Below are 21,505 nucleotides of genomic sequence, written 5' to 3' on the forward strand. Positions count from 1 at the left end.
ACACGAACTACTTACGCAAATTACTTACGCACATTGCATAAACAAATAAGCACGCTTGAACGCACAACTACACAAGTATATCACTTACCAAGACAATCCGCGCGCACGAACTCAGTCTTTTCTTGTAAATCCTTGACTGTCTTGCATCCAAGAAGAGCCATAATCACCCTAATTTGCTTCTTCCAGTTATCAATTTGCAAAGAAAGCGCATCCTCACCTTCATGCATAAGCGTATGCAAAAACTCGCCAGCGACACCAACTGCAGAAGCACCCAAAGCCAACGCGCGCACAACATCCAAAGGCGTGCGAACTCCTCCACTTGCGAAAACTTCCATATTTTTTAACGAATCACACTTGCGTATGTCAACCAGCGACTCAACAGTAGTAAGACCCCAATCAGCCAAATAATCACAGTCGCCTAAGTTCCTGCGAGCATTTTCTATCGTTACAAAATTAGTTCCGCCACGACCAGAAACATCTACAGTGCGCACTCCAACATCTTTAAGACGCTGAACATCTTTAGCAGAAATTCCGCATCCAGTTTCCTTCACAATCACAGGCACCTTTAAAGCTTCACACGCACTGACAATAGACTCAATATTGCACAACCAATTTCGAAAATCGCGATCGCCTTCTTGCATAACCAACTCTTGTGCAGCATTTAAATGCACTTGTAACGCATTCGCATGAATCATGTTTACAGCACGCAATGCATCAGACGCACTAGTTCCAGCGCTAACATTTGCCATCACAAATCCATGTGGATTTTCGCTTCTTATGACACTGAAAGTGCTGAGTAAAGTTTCGTCTCGAAGAGCAGCACTCAAAGATCCACTCGCCATAGCAACAGAATTTTTTGCAGCAACTCTAGCAAGACTTGCATTCACTTTTTTAGCAGCATCACTTCCGCCGGTCATTGCGTTAATATATATCGGCGAGCACCAATGCACAGAATCGCATACTTCGCTTCCTAGCACGTTCACGCTAGCGTCAATTTCTTCAAGCGCAACTTGCGGCAAAGCATTCGGCACAAAACGCACTTTGTCAAAATCTGAATCTGCACGAGTTTTATACTGCTTGTCCGCAAGCGCAATATGCGCGTCTTTGCGGTTTTGTATTGTGCAAGATTGAGCAGATTGTGCATTAGGTTCGCGACTCTTAACAAACGCGTCTAATACAATATTTTCAGAAGGCTTACCAGTTCCAAAAATTTCCGTAACATCAATATTCAATGGCTTTATTCCATTGGCTTCCCAAGTAGATTTCATAGTTTCAATTACATTATTGTCATAAATTGTCGACAGCGCAATTGCACAATCTCCCCCGCCTGCGCCGCTAGTTTTTGCAGGAATACCGGCACAAGTCGCAATTTCAATAAATTTTGTAAGTTCATGTGTTTCGATAACAGTTCCAGTAAGAGCACTTAATTTTTGTAACAACGCACGATTTTGAGCAAAACCGCTAGAAATTTCGCTTATTTCAAACTTTTCAATTGCGCGCGCAAGTTTTTGCACGCAAATCTCACTTTGTTTGCAAAAATCTTCGTAAGTAAAAAGTTGATTTTTATTGTCAAAAGCACTAGTTTTGACGCTACTTTCCGTACTACCTTCAGCACTAGTTTTAACGCTACTTTCTACGCTACTTACTAGCTTTGCGCTAGACGCAGGAGAACCAGTCCACCCGACTAAAAGTTTTAGCGACTTATCTACATTTAAACGCTTAACTTCCAGTCGTGGCCACTTTTTGTGCAACAACTCATCGAAATCAGAGCATCCGGATTTTACTAACGCAAGCTCAGCTTCAAGCCACTCGCGGTTATACGCGCGATACATAATCCAACCGCCATAAGAACTGGCAGCAACATCTCCACCACTTCCGGATTTTTTAACACTCGACGACGCAATCAATGCTAGCTTGCAAATTTCTGGAGTCGAAAGATTCAAATCATACCATTTGCACAACGCGCGAATAACCGCAACAGTTACTGCAGCAGAAGATCCAAGACCGTATTTTCTACCAGTTTTTGCATCATCAAGTTCGCTAGAAATATGCACATTGTAACTTTTGCGGTTAATATTTGGCGCACATTTCTCACTAGCATAAGCGTCGACTACGCACATTGCAGCGAGCACATAAGCATATTTTCCGTCGTTTTGTATTTCAATACTTCCGTCGGATGTACGCGCCCAAAGAAGCGGTTCATATTTTTCACCATCTGAGGTAATTACACCACAATAATTTCTGTTGCTAGGCGCATTTTTCTGCAAATTTTCGCGTAACTCTTCGTTTAAGGTTTCATCACTTATGCTAACTGTTACATAACGATTAACAGCAGCAACAATTGCAGCACAGCCGTCAACAACAGCATACTCGCCAGCAATATAAAGCTTTCCTGGGGCACTAGAGCGCACTTGAGTCATATTATCCGCCTATTTTAAACTCGTACTCACCGTCACAGCGTCACCTGGCAGCGCAATCGCAAATTTCGGCTCGCAATATTCTGTATTACAAAAAACGCTAGAATTACGTAAACCATCCTCAACTCGCGAGCGCAACTGACACATCGCACGATAAGCATCATCTCCAGAAGTAAGCACCTTCACATTTGGACCAGCATCCATCGTAGACCACACCAGCCAACCATCTTTTCGCATATTTTTAACCGCTTCAAGCACAATATGCGTGCTGCTAGTTAAATAATTCACCGACGGAACAGCATTATGCATAGTTTCGTGCATTCCAAAAGCATTGCGTTCAACAACCTCACCCAATTGCTCAATATCTGCTCGCTTAATTGCGTTTTTAGCAATTTCAAGATCGTCTTTCGACTGCTCAACCCATTGCATATACGTTGGCGAAGTTTCAACCGTTCTGCGCATCGCTTCTCGGCTAGAAATCGGCTTTTTGCTATCGTCCAAAGTAACAACAATCATAGCAAGGTTTAAATTTTTAAGCGCAACTTGTGCGTTTTCAATAGGCTCTGCGTAAGATGTTTCGTCGTCGCAACCTGCATGCCAAATTGAAAGTCCTCCAAAAATCGAACGACAAGCTGAACCAGAACCACATCTTGCAAGTCTAGAAAGTTCTCGTGGAGTTAGGTTTAATCCAGCAGCGTACGAGGCAGCAGACGCAAGAGCTGCAAAACCAGACGCGCTCGATGCAAGACCGGCAGCAGTTGGCACAATATTATGCGAAATAACGCTTGCTTTCGTTGAAATTCCTGCAATTTCACGCACCAAATCGAGCATAGCGACTACGCGACGAAAAGGTTTTGCAGACGGCGAAATCTTTTCATTATCTAAAGTAAAAGTATCTTGTTCAAGATTATTCGCAAAACTTACGCTTGTAGTTGTAAACAAATCCGAAAGGGTGAGCGAAAGCGAGGAAGTATAAGGCAAAATCAGCTTTTCATCGCGCTTACCCCAATACTTAATCAGCGCAATATTCGCGTTTGCTTTAGCAAAAGCTGAGTTGGGTGAAAGACTAGCGTCAAACGTTATTTTTGGCTGAATTTCAACATTTTGCATACTGTTCCTTTTGCGGCAGATACGTAATTCTCGTTTGTTAATGTGCTAGTCAATGTTTTAGCAAAACAGTGCGCACAAGCTTCTTTTCTTTAAATAACTGTAAAGTTTATGCTACATTTCAAGTAAAAATAAGATTCAATTTATTGCAGAATCACCTATATTCACAATCCAAGTATCGCAAGCTCCTGCATTTTTAAAAGCTTCACTCACTCGCTTAGCAGCATCCTCACTATCAGCCAGCGCAATGACACATCCTCCACCACCTCCGCCAGTAAGTTTTGCACCCAACGCGCCATGTTTGCAAGCAGCATCTACCAAAGTGTCAAGTTTCGCAGTACTTACGCCCAAATCCGCCAAAATACGGTGTGCGAAAGTCATTTGCTTACCCATATTTTCAATACGACCAAACGCCAAATCATCTTCTGCAACAGCCGCAATCTCCCCCAATTTATTGAGCTGCGCTCCAACTTCAACAGGATTCGATTCTAAACGAGAACGCAAAGCTTCAACTGTTTCGCGAGTCATTCCTTTGCATCCAGAATCCGCCAAAACAAGCCACGCACGCATGTTAATTTCCATGCGATCAAAACAGCCACGACTAAAACGCACAGGCCAGGAAGCAGCGGTTGCAGTGGCATCCAAGCCTGAAGAACGTCCGTGAGCCACGCACTCAGCAGTCTGCGTCAACTTAAAAATCTCATCATCGCTAGCTGAAACGCCATAATAGTCAAGAATCGCACGAATTATAGCACCAGCAGCAGCCGCAGACGAGCCAAGACCTCGTTCTGCTGGAAAATCAGACTCGGTAAAAATGTGCAAATTCTCACCGCTCCACCCTGCAAACTCCAGCGACGCGCGAATTGCTGTTCGTATGCTATTAAAGCGCGTAGGAATTTCGGAAAGTTTGCCAGTAAAGTCAAGGCACGAAAGAGTTATATGTGAATCGAGATTCGTCGTAGATGCTAAAGATTCGCGTGATGCAGATGCTAAAGATTCACACGAAGCAGAAGATAAAGATTTACACGATACAGGTACTAAAGATTCATTGCAATTAGTTACTACAGCGCGCATACGCAAGTTTTTAAGCGGCAAAGCTATTGCAGAATGACCATAAACCACGGAATGTTCGCCAAAAAGAATAACCTTCGCGCAAGTTTCGCCGTATCCTTTGTGATTGCTGTATTTTATTGCGTTTTCGAGATTCGTAATTGCGGAAGGTGTAATTGCGGAATTTTTACAAGCATACTCTTCGTCATTGCGAATAGCAGATATGCTGGCATCTTGCGCTTTTGCGTTCATACTAAACTCGTCGGCCAGTTCATATTTGCTTTCCAGCACAGTTTGCATCTCCTTGATAATTTCGTAATTTTCCAACTGTTCTAATTTAGTCGAGTAAAACTTAAAAAACTACGTTACGCACGTGACACTTACAACACATTCACATTTTCAAAATATTGCAGCATAAAAAAACTCTGCGCAGCATCGCAATGAGAAAACTCAATACAACGCAAACGCAGAGCTAATGCTTAAGTTCAATCCACATGTATTACAAGCAGAAAACCACTAAAAGCAAGAATCTGCTCGCTGCAACATGTTTTGTAAAATTCACAAAGCTACTTACTCAGCCACAACCTTAACAGTGAAGGAAGCGGTGATTTCCGGATGCAACGTTACTGTTGCTGGGAACTCACCAGTGGTCTTAATAGTAGCAACCTTAATTGCGCGAGCCTCAACTTGAGCCTTGGAAGCCAAAGCGGCAGCAATCTTCTCAGCAGAAATGCCACCGAAAAGCTTGCCGGATTCGGAAACCTTAGCAGAAAGCTCCACAACGGTGCCTTCAATCTGAGCCTTAGCTGCAACTGCCTCTTCACGAGTGGCAACAGCCTTGGCAAGACGAGCGCGACGCATTGCTTCAATCTGGGAAGCAGCACCCTTGTTCCATGCAAAAGCAAGACCCTGAGGAATCAGGTAGTTGCGAGCATAACCAGCCTTAACTTCAACAACGTCACCAGAGTGACCGAGGTTGGCAACAGTCTTGGTAAGAATAACCTTGGTTTCAGCCATATTCCTATCCTCTCAATCAGCGACCGGTAGTGGCGTAAGGAAGCAAAGCCATTTCGCGAGCATTCTTCACTGCCTTCGCGATCTTGCGCTGTTCCTGCACGGTTACGCCGGTGATACGACGGGAACGAATCTTGCCGCGGTCAGAAACGAACTTGCGCAGCAAAGCAACGTCTTTATAATCAATTTCAGTAATCTTGGCAGCCTTCAAAGGATTTGGCTTCTTCTTGAAAGGCTTGACCGGTGGTTGCGGCCTTTTGCGTGACATAAGATGTCCTCTCTCAAATCCGTTATGCTTTTTGCATAACATGTAACTGATGATGTATTTATAAGGATTAAGTAAGCGCGTAAATAAGTGCATAAATAAACAAATAAATACGCTATCTATAGCTCAACTAAAACGCTAGAACTCAGGTTCTTCAGAATCGCCGCCAAAATCAGAATTAGCACCGAAAGTTGAAAAACTATCGTTTGTTGGCGCAGCAGCACTCCACGGATCAGCCGCTGAAGAACTTGCAGCATGCTGAGAAGCAGCCTGGCTAGCAGCATAATTTGCTCCGCCAGCATAACCTACGCCAGCAGCATTTGATACGCGCGAGCCACCAGCAAAACCTGTTGAAGAGCTTTGGCGGTTAACTTGCGCAGTTGCATAACGCAAAGATGGACCAATTTCGTCAACCGTAAGTTCAACAACTGTGCGATTCGAGCCGTCTTGCGCTTGATACGAACGCTGCGACAACCTGCCCTGAGCAATCACGCGCGTGCCTTTAGAAAGGCTGTTTGCACAATGTTCTGCCAAGTCTCTCCACGCTGAGCAACGCATAAATAACGCAGGCCCATCCTCGAACTGATTCGTATTACGATTAAACGTTCTAGGTGTGGATGCAATGGTAAAGCTCGCAACAGAAGCACCGTTGGAAAGTGCCCTTAATTCAGGATCCGAAGTGAGATTTCCCACGACGGTAATAATCGTTTCACCTGCCATATCGTGCCTTTTCTTTCTCGCTTTACTCGTAATCACATATCAGTGATTACTGGCAATTTTGTGCGCAACTTATGCGCGGTTGTTTACGTATTTATTTAGCTTAACTAGTTTTTATTTAATTCACTAGAGCTTACTTAGTTTTGCTAGTTTTTACTTAGCGTCCTTGCGAAGAATCTTCGTGCGGATTACAGATTCATTAAGGTTCAAAACACGGTCAAGTTCGTCACTTACAGATGGCTCGGCAGTGTAGTTCACCACAACGTAGTTACCTTCGGTTTTGCCTTCAATTTCGTAGGCAAACTTGCGGCGACCCCAGTAATCGGTGCCGTCAACGGAACCGCCCTCGTTGGTGACAAGCTCAAGATACTGCTCGGTCAACTTCTTAAGACCGTGCTCATCCAGCTCAGGATTTGCAATGAACATCAGTTCATACTTATGTGCAGACATCACCCACCTCCTTCGGACTATCGGCTGTGGACCTTCCACAGCAGGAGTGTGTTTGCAAAATATGCGCGATATGTTTGATGATAAGCACCAAAACCGCACACAACTTTGCTATTTTACAGCACGCTCATGACGACGAGAGTTACGCGCTTAAACGATGGTGTCAGGCGGCAGAAACTTTACAGCAGCGTAAAGAAAAAGCCGCGAAACCAGCAAATAACGACAGAAACTTTACAGTTGCGTAAAAAGAGGACGAAGACGTGAACACGAGCGTGCAGAGCACAAAATTGTCATAAAAAAACTTAGTCTAGCGCACCTTTCAGCACACTAGACTAAGTAATTCACAGAAAAACCGACTCAACGATCAACCAATAAGCTAAAGCCCAAATGATTCATCACTGAATCAGATTTCAGCTTAGTGACGGATCTTGCGAAGAGCAGCACCCATGCCAGCAAGCACAGAAGCAGCAACAGCAGCCAAAGCTACAGCAGCACCGGTCTTAGCCAATGGAGCAGCCTTCTTAGCTTCAGACTTCTTATCAGACTTCTTGTCGTTAGCCTTGTCATCAACCTTCTGACCATGACGCTTGAGGTAGTCAGCGACAGCCTTGCACTCGAGAGAATCCTTACCGTAAAGCTTCACACACTTCGCGTAATCCATGTCCTTATTGCCAAATGGAGAATGCTCATACTTATCATTCTCGTCTTCAGCCTTAGCCTTAGCTTCCTTATCAGCCTTCTCCTTAGCCAAACGAGCATCAAGCTCTCCAGCGTCTTCAGTCTTATAGAATGACTTATTATAAGTAGGTTCAGCAGGAGCTGCAGGAGCTGCAGGAGCAGCAGGAGCTGCAGGAGCTGCAGGAGCTGCAGGAGCAGCAGGAGCCTCAGCCATTGCTGGGACAGCAAAAGCGAAACCAGAGAGGAGGGTGGCGCCAGCAGCGAATGCGGCGATAGCCTTCTTATTCAACATAATATTTTCCTTTCTTCTTCTCCTTCGCACTAGGGTATGCGAAGAAAAATTTGCCATTTGCGGTTTCCCGCTCGTACCAGTGAACTAGGGATTCAACCGGTAACTGAGTTAAAACTTACCGCAAGCTCTCAGAAAACTCAACACTAAAATTCAGGTTTCTCAGCATCAAAAATACAAAAAATCTTGATAAATATTCGTTATATTCATTAAAAAGCAGAAATATTTACGGCATTTTTCTGTATTTTTTGATAAAAATTACACGACACGCCATATACTGGATTTTTTTAACATTTTTTCAGCTTTCTTTAAGGTTTGAGTTTTGTGATTTCTCTAACAGCCTTATAAAACAACAAAAAACGCAATATTTAACCATCGGCACGCTTTATTTAAACATAGCAAAATTTGTTTAAACATCGGCACACTTGAAACCAAACCAAACAGCAAGAACAAAATGCCCGAGTAAATAACTCACTCGGGCATTAAAATCATCAGCGCGCAAAATCAAACTTTGCAAAAATACTTGCAAAATACTAATCAAGCAAATCGTCAGAATCTTCAGAATTCGCTAAATCGTCACCATTAGATGCATCAAGAACATCTCGCTCGTCAATAACAGGTGCCAAAACCAAATCCTTTACAAGCTCACGCGTGCGAAGCTGAGAATCAGCATCCAAACCATCGTCGGTAATAACAGTATCAACCTGATCAAAACGAGCAAATAGCGAAAGCGACGTACAACTCCATTTAGTATGATCCGTCAAAATAATCGTGCGATCCGCAATATCCATTAACGCCATATCAGTAGCAGCTTCCAAAGAATTTGGCATAAGGAATCCGCGAGGAAGAGACACAGAATGCGTGCCAAGAAAAACGGTATTCACACGAAGAGAAGCAACAACTTTATCTGCAATAGGCCCAACAAGCGAATTGGAACGCGTAATCACGCCGCCGGTAACAATAACCTCGACATCCTTCGACTCTAAAGCTTGCACAAGCTCCGCAACAGGAATCGAATTAGTCAAAATCGTAATGCCAGAAGCCCTGCGAGACTCGAGCAAATGCTGCGCAAACACATAAGCAGTGGTACCGCCGCCAATAGCAATCACATCCCCAGGAGAAACATAGTCCACAGCCAAACGCGCAATCGCATCCTTCAAACCAATGTCCATTTGCGACTTTACAGAAAACAGCGGCTCCGAAAGCAGAGTATTAGTCGTTACAGCACCGCCGTGAACGCGCTTTAAAAGCCCACGATCCGAAAGCTCTGCGATATCCCTGCGAACCGTCATAGCAGAAACGTTCAGTTCTTTAGAAAGCGCAGTAATGCGAACAGCACCGCGCGTACGGAGACGACTTAAAATCAAATGTTGACGCTGTGAAGAAATCATACGAACATTATCGCACACGTAAACGCAAAAAACAAACGTAATTGAGCGTTTCAGGGCATTAAAACGAAAAGAACGCACATTTTGTTGTCAAGTAAAGCAGGTTTTGTGAAAAATCGCACAAAAACGAACGCGTACTAAGGAAGAAAACGCACAAAATACACTAAGGAATGGCGTATATAACAATAATGCCCTACTATATAAATATGTATTACGTTTCTGAACACTCATTGCACAATGTCGTCAATAAAACAACGACAGACCTTTTTACATTCTCATACAAACACATTATTAAACCGCATTTCGTTTTTAACATTCCTCCAGACGAAGCGCATGATCGCATGATTAATTTTTGCAAATTTAGCGAGCGCACTCCTGGGTTAATGTGGCTTCTTCGCGAAATGCTTAACTACACAGACCCGGTGCTAGAAACTAACGTTATGGGTGTGAATTTTGCAAACCCGTTTGGCTTAAGTGCAGGACTAGATAAAAATTGCCAAATGGCAACCGTGCTAGACAACGCCGGCTTTGGATTTGAAACAGTTGGCTCTACCACAAGCCGACCATGCGAAGGAAATCAAAAACCTTGGTATCATCGCCTTCCAGAATATGACTCTATTCTTGTACACGCAGGACTAGCAAACGATGGCAGCGAAGCCGTTGTTGCACGAGCCGAGAAAGCTTGGACGCACGCAACATCTATGAATATGTCTATTTCTATTGCGCGCACAAACGACGACTTAGTTGGCGACTTGGAAGAAGGAATTGAAGACTACCATATTTCTATGGAACGTGCAGCCGGAAAAAGCTCAATAATTGAAGTAAATATTTCATGCCCGAACACGCGTGTGGGTGAACCATTTAGTCAGCCGGAAGCACTTGACAAATTATTCACTGATCTTGACACTATTAAGCGACCTCAGCCAACGTTAGTTAAGATGCCGCTTAATTTACACGGCGGTTGGGAACAGTTCAAATCTCTGCTTGACGTACTTGCCGAACATAAAGTTGACGGAGTAAGTATTGCAAACTTGCAAAAGAATCGCGCAGGACTTGATGTTCCGGAAGATTGGCAAGGAGCACTTTCTGGAGGTCCTACCTACAGCGCAAGCAACGATCTTATTCGACGCACGCGCAAAGCTTTTGGTGAACGTTTTGCTATTGCAGGCATTGGCGGAGTATTTACGCCAAAGCAAGCATATGAGAAGATTCGCTCAGGCGCTGACTTGGTTATGTTTATTACGTCACTTATGTACAGAGGACCGCAACAAATTACGACGCTGAAACGCGGACTTGCGGATCTTTTGAAGCGCGACGGCTTTGAGCATGTTGCAGACGCAGTTGGTGCGGATTTGAACTAGCACAGTGCGTATTTGCGCTAAAAATGACCCTTACTTTGCTCACAATCAAGTAGCATAAGTAAGGGTTTATTTGTATAAGGAACAGCACAAAACAACTTAGTATTTAGTAAGTTAACTAGCAATTACGAGTTAACAAATACCATTTAGTAATTATCAGTTTCTGAATCACCATAGTCGTCGCGGCGAGCAGTGCCGTACTGATCTTGCGTGTTCTTTTGCGTCTTAGCTTCTTCCTGCTGTTCTTGTGCTGCCTGCTTTCTGGCGTCTTCATCTCGCTTCTGCTGATCAGTTTTAACAGTATTTTTAGGCGTGCCGGGCAGAGTTCCACCGGCAGTATACTTTGGATCAGGCTTGCCATAATCGTTGTCAACAGGAATGTTAGCAGCTTTCAAATAGTCGTTCATAAACTGTTTCCACGCTGGGGTTGCAATATACATACCGTACCAAGCTGCCATTGTGCGACCGTTAATAGTCATGCCATTAAAGCTTTTCTGTGATTCAGCGTTACCAACTGCCACAAACGAAGCAACTTGATACGGCACAAAACCAGCTGTAGTCATGTAGTACTGCTCGTTAGTACCAGTTTTTGCGAAAGTCTTGCGACCGCCATCAAGTTGTGTAGTTGAAGCCTCGCCACCAGGTTGCACAACACCCTGATTCAGCGCATAAGCAGCAGTTTGAGCGATTCCCTTTGGAATTGCTTGATGGCAATGCGCACTAGGAACTTTCAAACGCTTACCGTTTTTGTCAACAACTCGCTTAATAGCAATAGGATCACATGCCACGCCATCAGCACCAATAGTTGCATACACATTCGCCACAGTTAAAGGCGAAGCTTGCACAGAACCAATCGTCATAGGCGGATTAAGCGAGTTAGCAGAATACACGCTTTCCTGACCAAGAGGCGAATTGTGGTAGCCAAGTATGCGAGCAGCATCCGCGATTGAACACAGCTTAATTTGCTGAGCCATAGAAGCCTGAGTGGTGTTATGCGAGCGCACAAGACCTTGCAAAGGAGTTTCCGGATTAGTTGTGCCACCACCAGAGTTTTGAACTGACCAACTACCAACTCCGCGGAATTTGCTGCAATTAAAATCAGCATTATTATAAAGCATAGAAGTGCGAAGAGGCTGATTAATTGACTTTCCAGCAAGCATCCACGCAACCATATTAATTGGCTTCCAAGTAGAACCAATTTGCCAACCGAGACCGCCACCATCTCGTTCATCGACAGCGTAGTTCAAAGCCGTATGCGTAGGATCTGATTTTGCAGCATCCGTAGCATCATAAATACGATTGCTACCAAACGCCAAAACTTCACCAGTTCCAGGCTTAATTGCCGCAATTGAAACCTCAAAACCGCTCTTATCATTTACAGGAATCGTATCCCTAGCAGCTTTCATAGCAGCCTTACTAGCACGCAAATCCATAGTTGTGTAAATATCAAGACCACCCTCAGTAAGCAACTTCTCGCGCATGGCAGCAGTTTTACCAAACTCGCGAGAGTGCAAAATTTTCTTCGTCACATAATCGCAGAAGAATGCTGCATCTCCTGCAGCCTGGCATCCAATCTTAGAGACTTCCCTCTGTATGTTAAGAGTGCTTTTAAGAGGAATAGCAACAGCGGAATCATGCTCGCTCTTAGTAATAAAACCTTGACGAAGCATTAAATCAAGCACAATATTGCGCTGCTTTTGCGCTTCAGGCTGATTTGCTTCAATAGAAGGATCGTAACGCGAAGGATTCTTTGTAATTGCAGCAATAGTTGCCGATTGCACAAGATTAAGTTTTGCAGCACTCGTATTGAAGTAGCGATGAGCTGCAGTTTCTACGCCGTAAATATTATTGCTACCGAACTGCGCAATATTTAAATATCCCTGCAAAATCTCAAGTTTAGAGTATTTTTTCTCCATTTGAATTGCAATAAGCATTTCGCGTAATTTACGTGCAATAGTGCCTTCAGAAGCGTGATACTCAGCTAAAGGATCGTTATTTTCGCGAGCTTTAATCATAAGCACATTTTTTACATATTGCTGAGTTAAGGAAGAGCCACCTTGCATATCTCCCTTTTTAACGAATGTTTGCACGAATGCGCGAATAACACCTTGCATATCTACGCCGGAATGCTCAAAGAATCGACGGTCTTCACGAGCAACCATTGCTCGCTGCATATATTGCGATATGCGTCGAAGCGGCACTACAGTGCGATTTTGAGCATAAAAAGTTGCAATAATAGTTTTGCCATCAGAAGCGTAAAGTCGCGATTTTTGCGGCAACGCGGTAACATCAAAATCGATGCCGTCAACGCGAAGTGAAGGCACTACTGTTTTCACTACACTATTCACGCTCATTACGCCAGGAACAAACATAATACTTGCTGCAATACCTCCTGCAACACACAAAGTGATGTAGGTAAGGAACAGTGCTAACACACGGCGAACAGTCAGTGAATTCTTTTTCGGCATGCGTACTATTTTAAAGGTTTGCCTCTACTTGAAAACTGACATCATAAACATTCGCATTTTAACGTTCAGCTCGACGAATAAGCATGCCAGGCTTGTAGATAATAATTGACCTGCCTTGGCGCATAATCCAACCCCTGTTTGCAAAATCCATAAGCGCTTTGTTAACTGTTTCGCGTGACGAGCCAACAAGTTGCGCAAGCTCTTCTTGCGTTAAATCATGCGGAACAAGCAAGCCATCGCTCATAGGCTCACCAAATCTTGAAGCTAAATTCAGCAAAGTCTTTGCTAAACGAGCAGGAACATCCATAAAAACTAAATCGGAAATTCGCTCATTATTTGCTCGCATGCGCGCTGCAAGCACTTGAAGCATATCTACTGCAACACTAGGGTGATTGTTTAACCAATGGAATAACACGTCATTTTCTAGCCATAAAACTCTAGTATTGTTGGTAATAGATATTGCTGAAGCTGTACGAGGACCGCCGCTAGGGTCAAAAACGGGAATTTCGCCTAGAATTTCGCCAGGAGTGTGAATACTTAACAATTGCACACGATTGTCGTTTGAATGACGAACTAATTTTACTCTTCCACGCTCAAGCAAGTACATTCGATGGTCAGTATCGCCTTCATTAAAAATTGCAGAACCTTTTTTAAATGTTGATTCTTGTAAATACTGCATCAATTCTTTTACTTGATCAGCTGGAACTTGCTTAAACAATGCGGTATGTTGCAGTGAAAATTCATCGCTGTCAACGTTGAGTGTTGCCATTGCTGCTCTACCCCTTCATTAAGCAATAAGTAGATATCTCCATTGAACTACCTGTATGTAAATGAGCACAAACGCAAACGAAAAACGCAAGCGAAAAACGCACATCACTTGACCCATGATATCACGAAAGGCGTGGAAACGACATTTACTTTACAACGCAGTAAAGTTTCTGCCGCTTCCAACTAACTGTTTATACCCATAACATGCAGGCACCATGCGTTTTCATAAGCTAACTCCTGCCATTGCCTGTACCTGCCAGAAGTGCCACCGTGACCACCGTCAGTTTCAATACGAGCAATTGCGTCAACTCCAGAAGCTTGCAATTTAGCGAGCCATTTTAAAGGTTCCGTAACAAGCACGCGCGTGTCGTGAATAGAGGACGTGATTAAGATTTTCGGAAAATCAGCTAACTTTTTGCGACCATCTTCCGTTTTTACGCAAGGCACATTTTCGTAAGGAGTATACGATTTCATATAAGCATAAGCTTCAGGATCATCGAGCGGATTGCCCCACTCATCCCACTCTGTTACAGTAAGCGGCAAAGAAGAGTCGAGCATAGACGTAAGGGCATCTACAAAAGGCACGTCTGCTTCAATTCCTGCATAACATTCCGGAGCCATATTTGCTATAGCACCCATAAGCAAGCCTCCTGCTGAACCACCGTTTGCAACAGTATGGCAAGCGGAAGCAAAACCAGCATTTTGCAAAGCACGCGTGGCATCAACAAAATCTTCAAAAGTATGCTTTTTATTAACGCGCCTACCCTGTTCATACCACGCACGACCCATTTCGCCGCCACCTCGCACATGCACTTGCGCATATAACACGCCGCGATCCAGCAAACTCAAGCGACCGACAGAAAAAGTAGGGTCTGAACTAACTTCATACGCTCCATAACCAGTAATAAACATTGAGTCAGTTTGAGAAATTTTATCCGGACGCCACACAAGAGACACTGGCACACGCTCACCATCTCGAGCAGTAATCCAAACGCGCTTTTCAGCATAATTGCGCTCATTAAATTCACCTAAAATTTTACCTTGCTTGAGCAACACATCTTCGCCTGTTAAAGGATCCAACTCGCGAAGTTGACCTAAAGTCGCATAACTACCAAAAGCGTAACGCATACGCGGAGCTTCGTACGAAGGATTTCCAGTCATAGAAATACTCAATAGGCGATTATTGTTGATTTCTTCTTGTGAAATATTTGCGAGCGCAGCACGTGGTTCGGCTTGCGCTTGATCCGCAAGTTGAGAAGAAAGTTGATCCGTAAATTGATTCGCAAGCTGGGAAGAAAGCGGTCGCACTTCGCAAAAACGCCACGGTTTTGCTTGCAAAAAATCTTCAACAGCGCGCTTCTTGCTCATTACAGCCAAATGCGGCAAACCTTGAGAACGATAAGCTAGTGCCACATAATTTTTGTACATTGACAATCCGCTTATGCTCAATCCAACTGCATTTTGCAATATTTCAGGATTTTGAGGCGAATTATAAGGCTTTGTAATAGGCTCACTTCCAGCACCTTGTTGCCAAGCATCTCCCTGCTCGCAACCATAAGGAGAACCCGACGCAACACATACTCCATCCGAAAGCTTATACGTTATATGCTCATCAAACTTGCCGGAATTTCCTCTCATATCAATAATGTCAATTTCAAAATTAGGATTTTTAGCGTTATGGCACACAATCGCAATTGGAATATCTTCACCATTTTCGCCAGCATTCTCAAAGCAAGCGAAAGAAATATCGTATTCCACCCCCTCAACCGGCTCAATAACCATGCTGAATTCGCCTTCAGGATTGCTCAAAGGAAGCATAAGCACGCGCGACGTAGTCTTTGAACTACTACTGATCATCATGTATCGTTCGTCAAAACTTTCATACACGTCAACAAAAAATCGCTCGTCAGTTTCTTCAAAAACTTTTACATCATTAGAAACGCTAGTGCCAACCTTATGCCTCCAAACTTGATAAGGACGCCAAGCATCATCAAGCTTTACATAAAACACCCATTTTCCATCTGGAGAAAGTGAAGCAGAAGCAAGATTTTCCCACGATTCTTCTAACTGCAACCAAGAACATGTTTTTGTAGAAAAGTCACGAATAAAATAGTTAAAGCGTTCATCGCCTTGAGTGTCGACACCGTACAGCATTCTCAAACCATCGGTGCTCAAATCCATTCCACCGACTCTAAAGAACTTGCCACCAGAGTGCTCAGACTCAAAGTTTGCATCAAATAAAATCTCTTCACCATCAGTTGTGCCAGGTTTTGCAGAATTGTCGATAATTGGCGGATTCCAATCGTCACTATTTTTGACTTTCATACGGCATTGCACAGCGTATTGTTTGCCTTTTTCAGTACGCACGTAATACCAATAATTATTCATGCGCACAGGAACAGACATGTCTGTTTCTTGAACTCTTGAACGCAACTCGTCAAACAATGTAGAACGCAAGTTTTCTAAGTGCTTTACACGCTGTTCAGTATAAGCGTTTTGACTATTGACGTATTCCATAAGCTTAGGATTATTGCGATCTTTCATCCAAGCATATTCGTCTATATAAGTGTCGCCATGGAATTCACGTGCCGACGGTATGCGTTCTGCTGCTTTTGGCTTTGCGAAATCTTGATTACTCATAGCTACACCTCTTTTAATTTTCATTAAGTATTTTCTTCAGCTTTTATATATTAGTAACGAAATATTTTCTGCAATTCTTTAATATTACAAAATTATTTTACAATTATTTTTATACTATTTCGCGATTGCTTCCTCTATAAACGGAAGCATTACTTTAGCTAAATCTTTGCCTTGAGGAGCTGCAAAAAATGGCACGCCTTGCAAAGTACCAACAGCACCTTCTGCTTCAATTATGCGCATTTGAGCATCATCAAAATCATCAATATCACCAGAAAACTCGTTAGCATTATGTAATTTTTCGATCGCCATAGTAGGAATTTCTTGTGCATCTTCACACGTAGTATCAAGAGCATCCGAAAAAACATATGCACGCTTAGACGCACTTAAAGCAACCGCAAAATCACGAGATAATTTACGACGAAAATCCTCAACAGTAGCATGCTTACGCAATTGCCTAATACCTACTGCAAGCACACGACCTGGATGCTTACGAATAATATTCGCATACGTTAAAGGATCCTTTTGACCATCATCGCCAATAAGCACAAAACGCATACCCGGAAAATCATCCATAAGCTGAGTTGCAAATTCTAATTTATGCTGCGGTCCGTTTGGGATAAAAGTTTTAGGACGTGGATCCAAATCACGAAGAAGAAGAGGACCCTCAGGAAACTTTTCGCGATCAATAAAGTGACGAATTGAAGCCTCAACATTCCACGGAGAAGTAGAAAGATAGAAAAATGGAATATCGTCACGTAAACGCTCTAAAGACTGGAAAAACTCAGACATTCCAGTAACTGGCGAACGATGAGCAGGATTCATAATAAGCAAATTATAAGCAGCACGAATTGGCGAAGGCGCTTGAGTTACCATAATAGTGTCGTCAACGTCCGAAATAACACCAACAGGAACATTTGCGTCAATAGCAAACAAGCTCGCTTTTACAGGCTCACGATCACTAACAGAATACGAAACAACGTGACGACCAGGCTCTAAAGCGCGCTCAGTAATTAAATCTAAATACCCTGCACGGTCAGAAATACAATACTCTGCACTACCATCGCGCGAACCTTCAGGCTTATCGTATATTTCAGAATCGCCAATTTGAGCTGTTTCTACAGGAATACCGTCAATAGACAAAGCCACGCGCACACGCACAGCAGGAACAACAAGCATTGCGTAAATTCCGCGTTTTAGAGCAGAATGATGACCAAGCTTTGGAGCATACACAGTTCTGCAAATCAAGCGAGCATATCTATGCGTTCCGTATCCAATATACGGCTCAACACTTGGAAACCAGCCAAGACGACGAGCAACACGACCAGCAAGACGCATCCACATGCCGACAATAGACGTAACGAGCCTGCGACCAAAACGCACAAGCAATGGCTTATTGTCAATACACTCAGCTTTAGACGGAGTATCAAACAATGTTGCAGTAACATGCACAGGAATTGGCGCGCTGCTAATTCGTCTAGACGCAGCTAACTTCGGAGTAGATTGTGGGCTTTGCACATACTCAAGATTAGAACGCGCAGAAAGCAAAAGTTCTTCGGCGCGTTCATCTTTGTTAAGTGAGTTACCCACAGATTCGCTCATTCGCGTACCGGACCATCTGGAGTCGTGCCAACAATTTGCACAATAGTGCCACGTGGGCAATTTTCAAAAATCCAGCGAGCATCCTGCTCATACATGTTTATACAACCATGAGAGCCGTGATTTGCAGCATCGCCAGTTGCAATACCCTTATAATTCCAAGAAGCAGTGTGGAAGCCTTCTCCACCATGGTAATAGCTAACCCAACGCACTCCAGGAGAGAAGTAAGGAGAGCCATCGCCGTTCCTACCGCGCATATCCTGTGAAGCATAACGCAAGTAAATAAAGAATGTGCCGGAAGCTGAATCATCAGCACCGCGCTTACCTGTGCAAACAGGGAATGTTTTTACAAGTTCATCATTCTTATAAACAGAAGCCGTTTGGGTTGTTTTGTCAACAACAATGCGCATTTCAACAAGCTTCTTTTCAACGGTAAACTTAGTGATTTTCGCAGGAACAGCCATCTTGAAATCATTGCCATTGCGCAAAGATTCTACAGCCTTTTTCGCAACACTATTGGAATAGTTAATTTCAACACCATTAGAACCTTTAAGCGTTGTGAAAATAAACCTACCTTCTTTATCAATTGCATCTTCTTGATTAATTTTTTGCTGATTAAGTTCTTTTGGAAGAACTTGAGACAAATAATAATCTGCTTTATCTGCATCAATTGTGTAAGAAAGCTTACGGCGAGTCGTATCTGCTTTTATATTGATCCAAGACGCAATCGCTTCTTTTGGAACCGTAAAATCTTTACCGTCACCGTTATTAAACGTGATTTTTTTCTCAAGAAGTTTATTTAAATCATTTACAAGTTTCTGCGCTGCATCAAGCTTAATAGGAGCGTCAGTGCGTCGAGATGTAACAGAAACTTTTACTGTTTTACCAGGGTAAGCAATTAACTTTTTTACTGCTTCACGAACAGACATAGTTTCTATAGTGCGACCAGGTATGCCATCCTCTACCTTGTAAGATTCAGAATCCTTGTCGAAAACTGCACTATAAGGTACAGCACGATCCTTCTCACGAATAAACTTATGCAATAAGTACGAATCCAAAGCAGAATCATCACGTACAGCTTTCAAGCTCACAGTTTGATGAACCCAAGGCATAATACGAGTAAATAAATTATCTCGCTTAGCATTCATAATAGCTTTTACAGTTGCGTTCTTATCAATCTTGACACCAAGCTGACTCAAATCTGCATCAATACTATTTCCTTGATCGTCACTAATTTCTAATTCGCTATGATCCACAGCATTCTGAACAGTCTTGCTTACAGAATCTTCCTGATAGCCAGTGAGATTGCGCGTAATAGAAGCATCACCAAAATCAACACCTGGAGCAACTCGATTGTTGAAATACAAATGAAGTGCAAAAAATGCTGCTGCTAACAAAATAACAAAAATAAGAAGCGAATACATCAACGCCATTGCGGAACGATTCGTACGATGTTTCTTTGCTTTCGGCTCTACTACTCTAAATGAATCGGTTGCAGTTGAATCGGCAGGAGTTGCATTTGCATACATGCCATAAGATGCAGCATTATTACCAAACACATTCTTCTTATTACCGGCAATATCTTCAACGATATCGTCAACAATGTCTCCAGAAGTATCTTCTTCATCGGCGACTTCGTCTAAATTATCAGCAAGAGTTCCCTCATAATTAACAGAATTATCAGCTATTTGATCTTCTACATGACTTTGAGGAACCTGCATAAAAGCAACAGTATCGTCACTAGCATCATCAGGCATATTACTAGGTGTAATATTGAGGGATTCATCTCCCTCAAAATTTTGCTGTAATTCAGCCATATTCAAAACCTCTGCTCAATAGTTGTATGCGACAGATACGCTTGCACAGTTTACCACTAGCGACGCACGAAATTAGTATTAGCGAAGCAGGAGAGCATAACTGGTTACATAACTAGCTATATAACTAACTAAATATTTAGTACAGAATTAATGCGAATAATACACGTGAAAAACGAGCAAAGAACAAGCAAAAGCATCAAAATGCACAATTAACTAGCAACTAGCCGACACCTGATGAGTAACTAATAAACATCTAATACAAGCAATAAACGGTATTTATAAAAACAATACATACTATACAAATGTGTAAAAAACGTAAATATTCGCAATATGCCGCAAAATTTAGTATTGTAGAAAAAATAATGTGCAAGAATAGGAGGTATGCCAACTATGCCTATTCAAGCGACTATTGCTCTTATGATGATTGTATTCGCGCTTGTACTCGCTCCATTCGTCATCATGATTGTTTCGCGCGCTTTAAAACGTCATCATTTGGCAGAAAAACTTGCTCAACGACATGGCGACTCAGTGCATTACGCATTCATACTTAATCCTTCAAAACCACAAGCGAAATCGTATCGCGAAAGTATTAAAAATTATTGCAAAGAACGCAATTTAACCTACGAAATTATTGATACACAGTTAGATAAAGATGGACGCGAATGCGCTTTAGAAGCACTTTCAAACGGAGCTAACGTAGTAGTAGCAGTAGGCGGAGATGGCACGGTTCGTACTGTTGCGAGCGCAGTAAGCGGTAAAGGTCACGCGATGGGAATTATTCCTATTGGAACTGGCAATCTTTTTGCTAGAAATATGGGAATTCCAGTAAACGACGTGGATGCTGCGTTGCGTGTTGCAACTTCTCACGGCTCTAGGCAGGTTGACGTTGGGCGCGTAACGATTCTCGACAATCCAGAAGAAGATCATGGACACGCATTCTTAATTATTGCAGGCATTGGTTTTGACGCGTTAATGATTGACGACACTGATCCAAACTTAAAAAAGAATATTAGTTGGCTTGCTTATTTTGTCTCTGGCGTAAAGCATTTGTTTATGCCAAAATATCGCGCAACCGTTACCTTACAGCGTTCGAATGGCGACGAAAGCGTGCTAAAAGGATTGACTTTCCGCACACTTATGGCTGGAAATTGCGGTCAGATTCCTATGTTTTCGCTTATGCCAGAAGCAGCATATGACGATGGTGTGCTTGATTTTGAGATTATTGACACTTCGGGCGGTTTAATTGGTTGGGCTAATTTGTTCCGAGGAGTAATACACCAAACGCTAACAGGGCGCGCGCTCCAGCAGGATTCGCTTTCTGCAGGCTCAAGAATTGACCAAACGCAAGGTTTTAGCGCAGAAGTGCAATTAGAAAAATCTGCTCCAGTGCAAGTAGACGGCGACATTTTGGGCTATACGAAACATTTGCGCTTCACTGTTGACAAGCAAGCATTGTGCGTAAGAGTGCCAAAAAATAAATAAAATA

The 21,505-nt window shown here is 42.9% G+C and carries 16 protein-coding genes; 2 read left to right on the forward strand and 14 right to left on the reverse strand.

Annotated elements, in window-relative coordinates; all coding sequences use genetic code 11:
* Positions 1-80 precede the first annotated feature (80 nt).
* From fni to HXT39_RS05370, 9 genes are all read right to left on the reverse strand, one after another.
* Positions 81-2,420, reverse strand: coding sequence for a type 2 isopentenyl-diphosphate Delta-isomerase (gene fni / locus HXT39_RS05330; RefSeq protein WP_102703365.1), 2,340 nt, complete (start codon positions 2,418-2,420; stop codon positions 81-83).
* 9 nt (positions 2,421-2,429) lie between these two features.
* Positions 2,430-3,527, reverse strand: coding sequence for a diphosphomevalonate decarboxylase (gene mvaD / locus HXT39_RS05335; protein WP_103013808.1), 1,098 nt, complete (start codon positions 3,525-3,527; stop codon positions 2,430-2,432).
* A gap of 135 nt (positions 3,528-3,662) precedes the next feature.
* Positions 3,663-4,865, reverse strand: coding sequence for a mevalonate kinase (gene mvk / locus HXT39_RS05340; protein ID WP_064621448.1), 1,203 nt, complete (start codon positions 4,863-4,865; stop codon positions 3,663-3,665).
* A 279-nt stretch (positions 4,866-5,144) separates the two neighbouring features.
* Positions 5,145-5,591: a 50S ribosomal protein L9 gene (gene rplI, locus HXT39_RS05345; RefSeq protein WP_004110231.1), complete on the reverse strand. Its 447-nt coding sequence runs from the start codon at positions 5,589-5,591 to the stop codon at positions 5,145-5,147.
* A 16-nt stretch (positions 5,592-5,607) separates the two neighbouring features.
* Positions 5,608-5,856 carry a 30S ribosomal protein S18 gene (gene rpsR / locus HXT39_RS05350; RefSeq protein ID WP_004105399.1) on the reverse strand — a complete coding sequence of 83 codons (249 nt, stop codon included), beginning with the start codon at positions 5,854-5,856 and terminating at the stop codon, positions 5,608-5,610.
* A 135-nt stretch (positions 5,857-5,991) separates the two neighbouring features.
* Positions 5,992-6,573, reverse strand: a complete 582-nt coding sequence (locus HXT39_RS05355; protein ID WP_103013807.1) for a single-stranded DNA-binding protein — start codon at positions 6,571-6,573, stop codon at positions 5,992-5,994.
* A gap of 150 nt (positions 6,574-6,723) precedes the next feature.
* Entirely contained in the window at positions 6,724-7,020 is a 297-nt protein-coding gene (gene rpsF, locus HXT39_RS05360; RefSeq protein ID WP_004574062.1) for a 30S ribosomal protein S6, read from the reverse strand.
* Positions 7,021-7,432: 412 nt separating this feature from the next.
* Positions 7,433-7,987 carry a peptidase gene (locus HXT39_RS05365; protein ID WP_103013806.1) on the reverse strand — a complete coding sequence of 185 codons (555 nt, stop codon included), beginning with the start codon at positions 7,985-7,987 and terminating at the stop codon, positions 7,433-7,435.
* Between the two features lie 530 nt (positions 7,988-8,517).
* A complete protein-coding gene (locus HXT39_RS05370; protein WP_064621441.1) occupies positions 8,518-9,375 on the reverse strand; it encodes a DeoR/GlpR family DNA-binding transcription regulator in 858 nt (285 codons plus the stop codon).
* A gap of 203 nt (positions 9,376-9,578) precedes the next feature.
* On the opposite strand from HXT39_RS05370, the gene HXT39_RS05375 reads away from it, so the two are divergent.
* Entirely contained in the window at positions 9,579-10,733 is a 1,155-nt protein-coding gene (locus HXT39_RS05375; RefSeq protein WP_103013805.1) for a quinone-dependent dihydroorotate dehydrogenase, read from the forward strand.
* A gap of 143 nt (positions 10,734-10,876) precedes the next feature.
* Here the strand turns inward: HXT39_RS05375 and HXT39_RS05380 are convergent, their stop codons facing one another.
* The 5 genes from HXT39_RS05380 to HXT39_RS05400 all read right to left on the reverse strand — a co-directional run bounded on the left by HXT39_RS05380 (position 10,877) and on the right by HXT39_RS05400 (position 20,019).
* A complete protein-coding gene (locus HXT39_RS05380; protein WP_103013804.1) occupies positions 10,877-13,198 on the reverse strand; it encodes a transglycosylase domain-containing protein in 2,322 nt (773 codons plus the stop codon).
* Between the two features lie 58 nt (positions 13,199-13,256).
* Positions 13,257-13,967: a Crp/Fnr family transcriptional regulator gene (locus tag HXT39_RS05385; protein WP_004110206.1), complete on the reverse strand. Its 711-nt coding sequence runs from the start codon at positions 13,965-13,967 to the stop codon at positions 13,257-13,259.
* 182 nt (positions 13,968-14,149) lie between these two features.
* On the reverse strand, positions 14,150-16,630 hold the full coding sequence (locus tag HXT39_RS05390; protein WP_102703359.1) for a S9 family peptidase: 2,481 nt from the start codon (positions 16,628-16,630) through the stop codon (positions 14,150-14,152).
* Positions 16,631-16,720: 90 nt separating this feature from the next.
* Complete coding sequence (locus tag HXT39_RS05395; protein WP_102703358.1) at positions 16,721-18,205, reverse strand: App1 family protein; 1,485 nt, start codon at positions 18,203-18,205, stop codon at positions 16,721-16,723.
* Positions 18,202-20,019: a L,D-transpeptidase gene (locus HXT39_RS05400; RefSeq protein WP_103013803.1), complete on the reverse strand. Its 1,818-nt coding sequence runs from the start codon at positions 20,017-20,019 to the stop codon at positions 18,202-18,204. Before HXT39_RS05400 ends, HXT39_RS05395 begins: the two co-directional genes overlap by 4 nt.
* A 381-nt stretch (positions 20,020-20,400) precedes the next feature.
* Between HXT39_RS05400 and HXT39_RS05405 the strand changes: the two genes are divergently transcribed.
* On the forward strand, positions 20,401-21,501 hold the full coding sequence (locus HXT39_RS05405) for a diacylglycerol/lipid kinase family protein (protein WP_103013802.1): 1,101 nt from the start codon (positions 20,401-20,403) through the stop codon (positions 21,499-21,501).
* Positions 21,502-21,505: the final 4 nt, after the last annotated feature.

Source organism: Gardnerella sp. DNF01159, from assembly GCF_049244215.1.
Lineage (GTDB): Bacteria > Actinomycetota > Actinomycetes > Actinomycetales > Bifidobacteriaceae > Bifidobacterium > Bifidobacterium swidsinskii.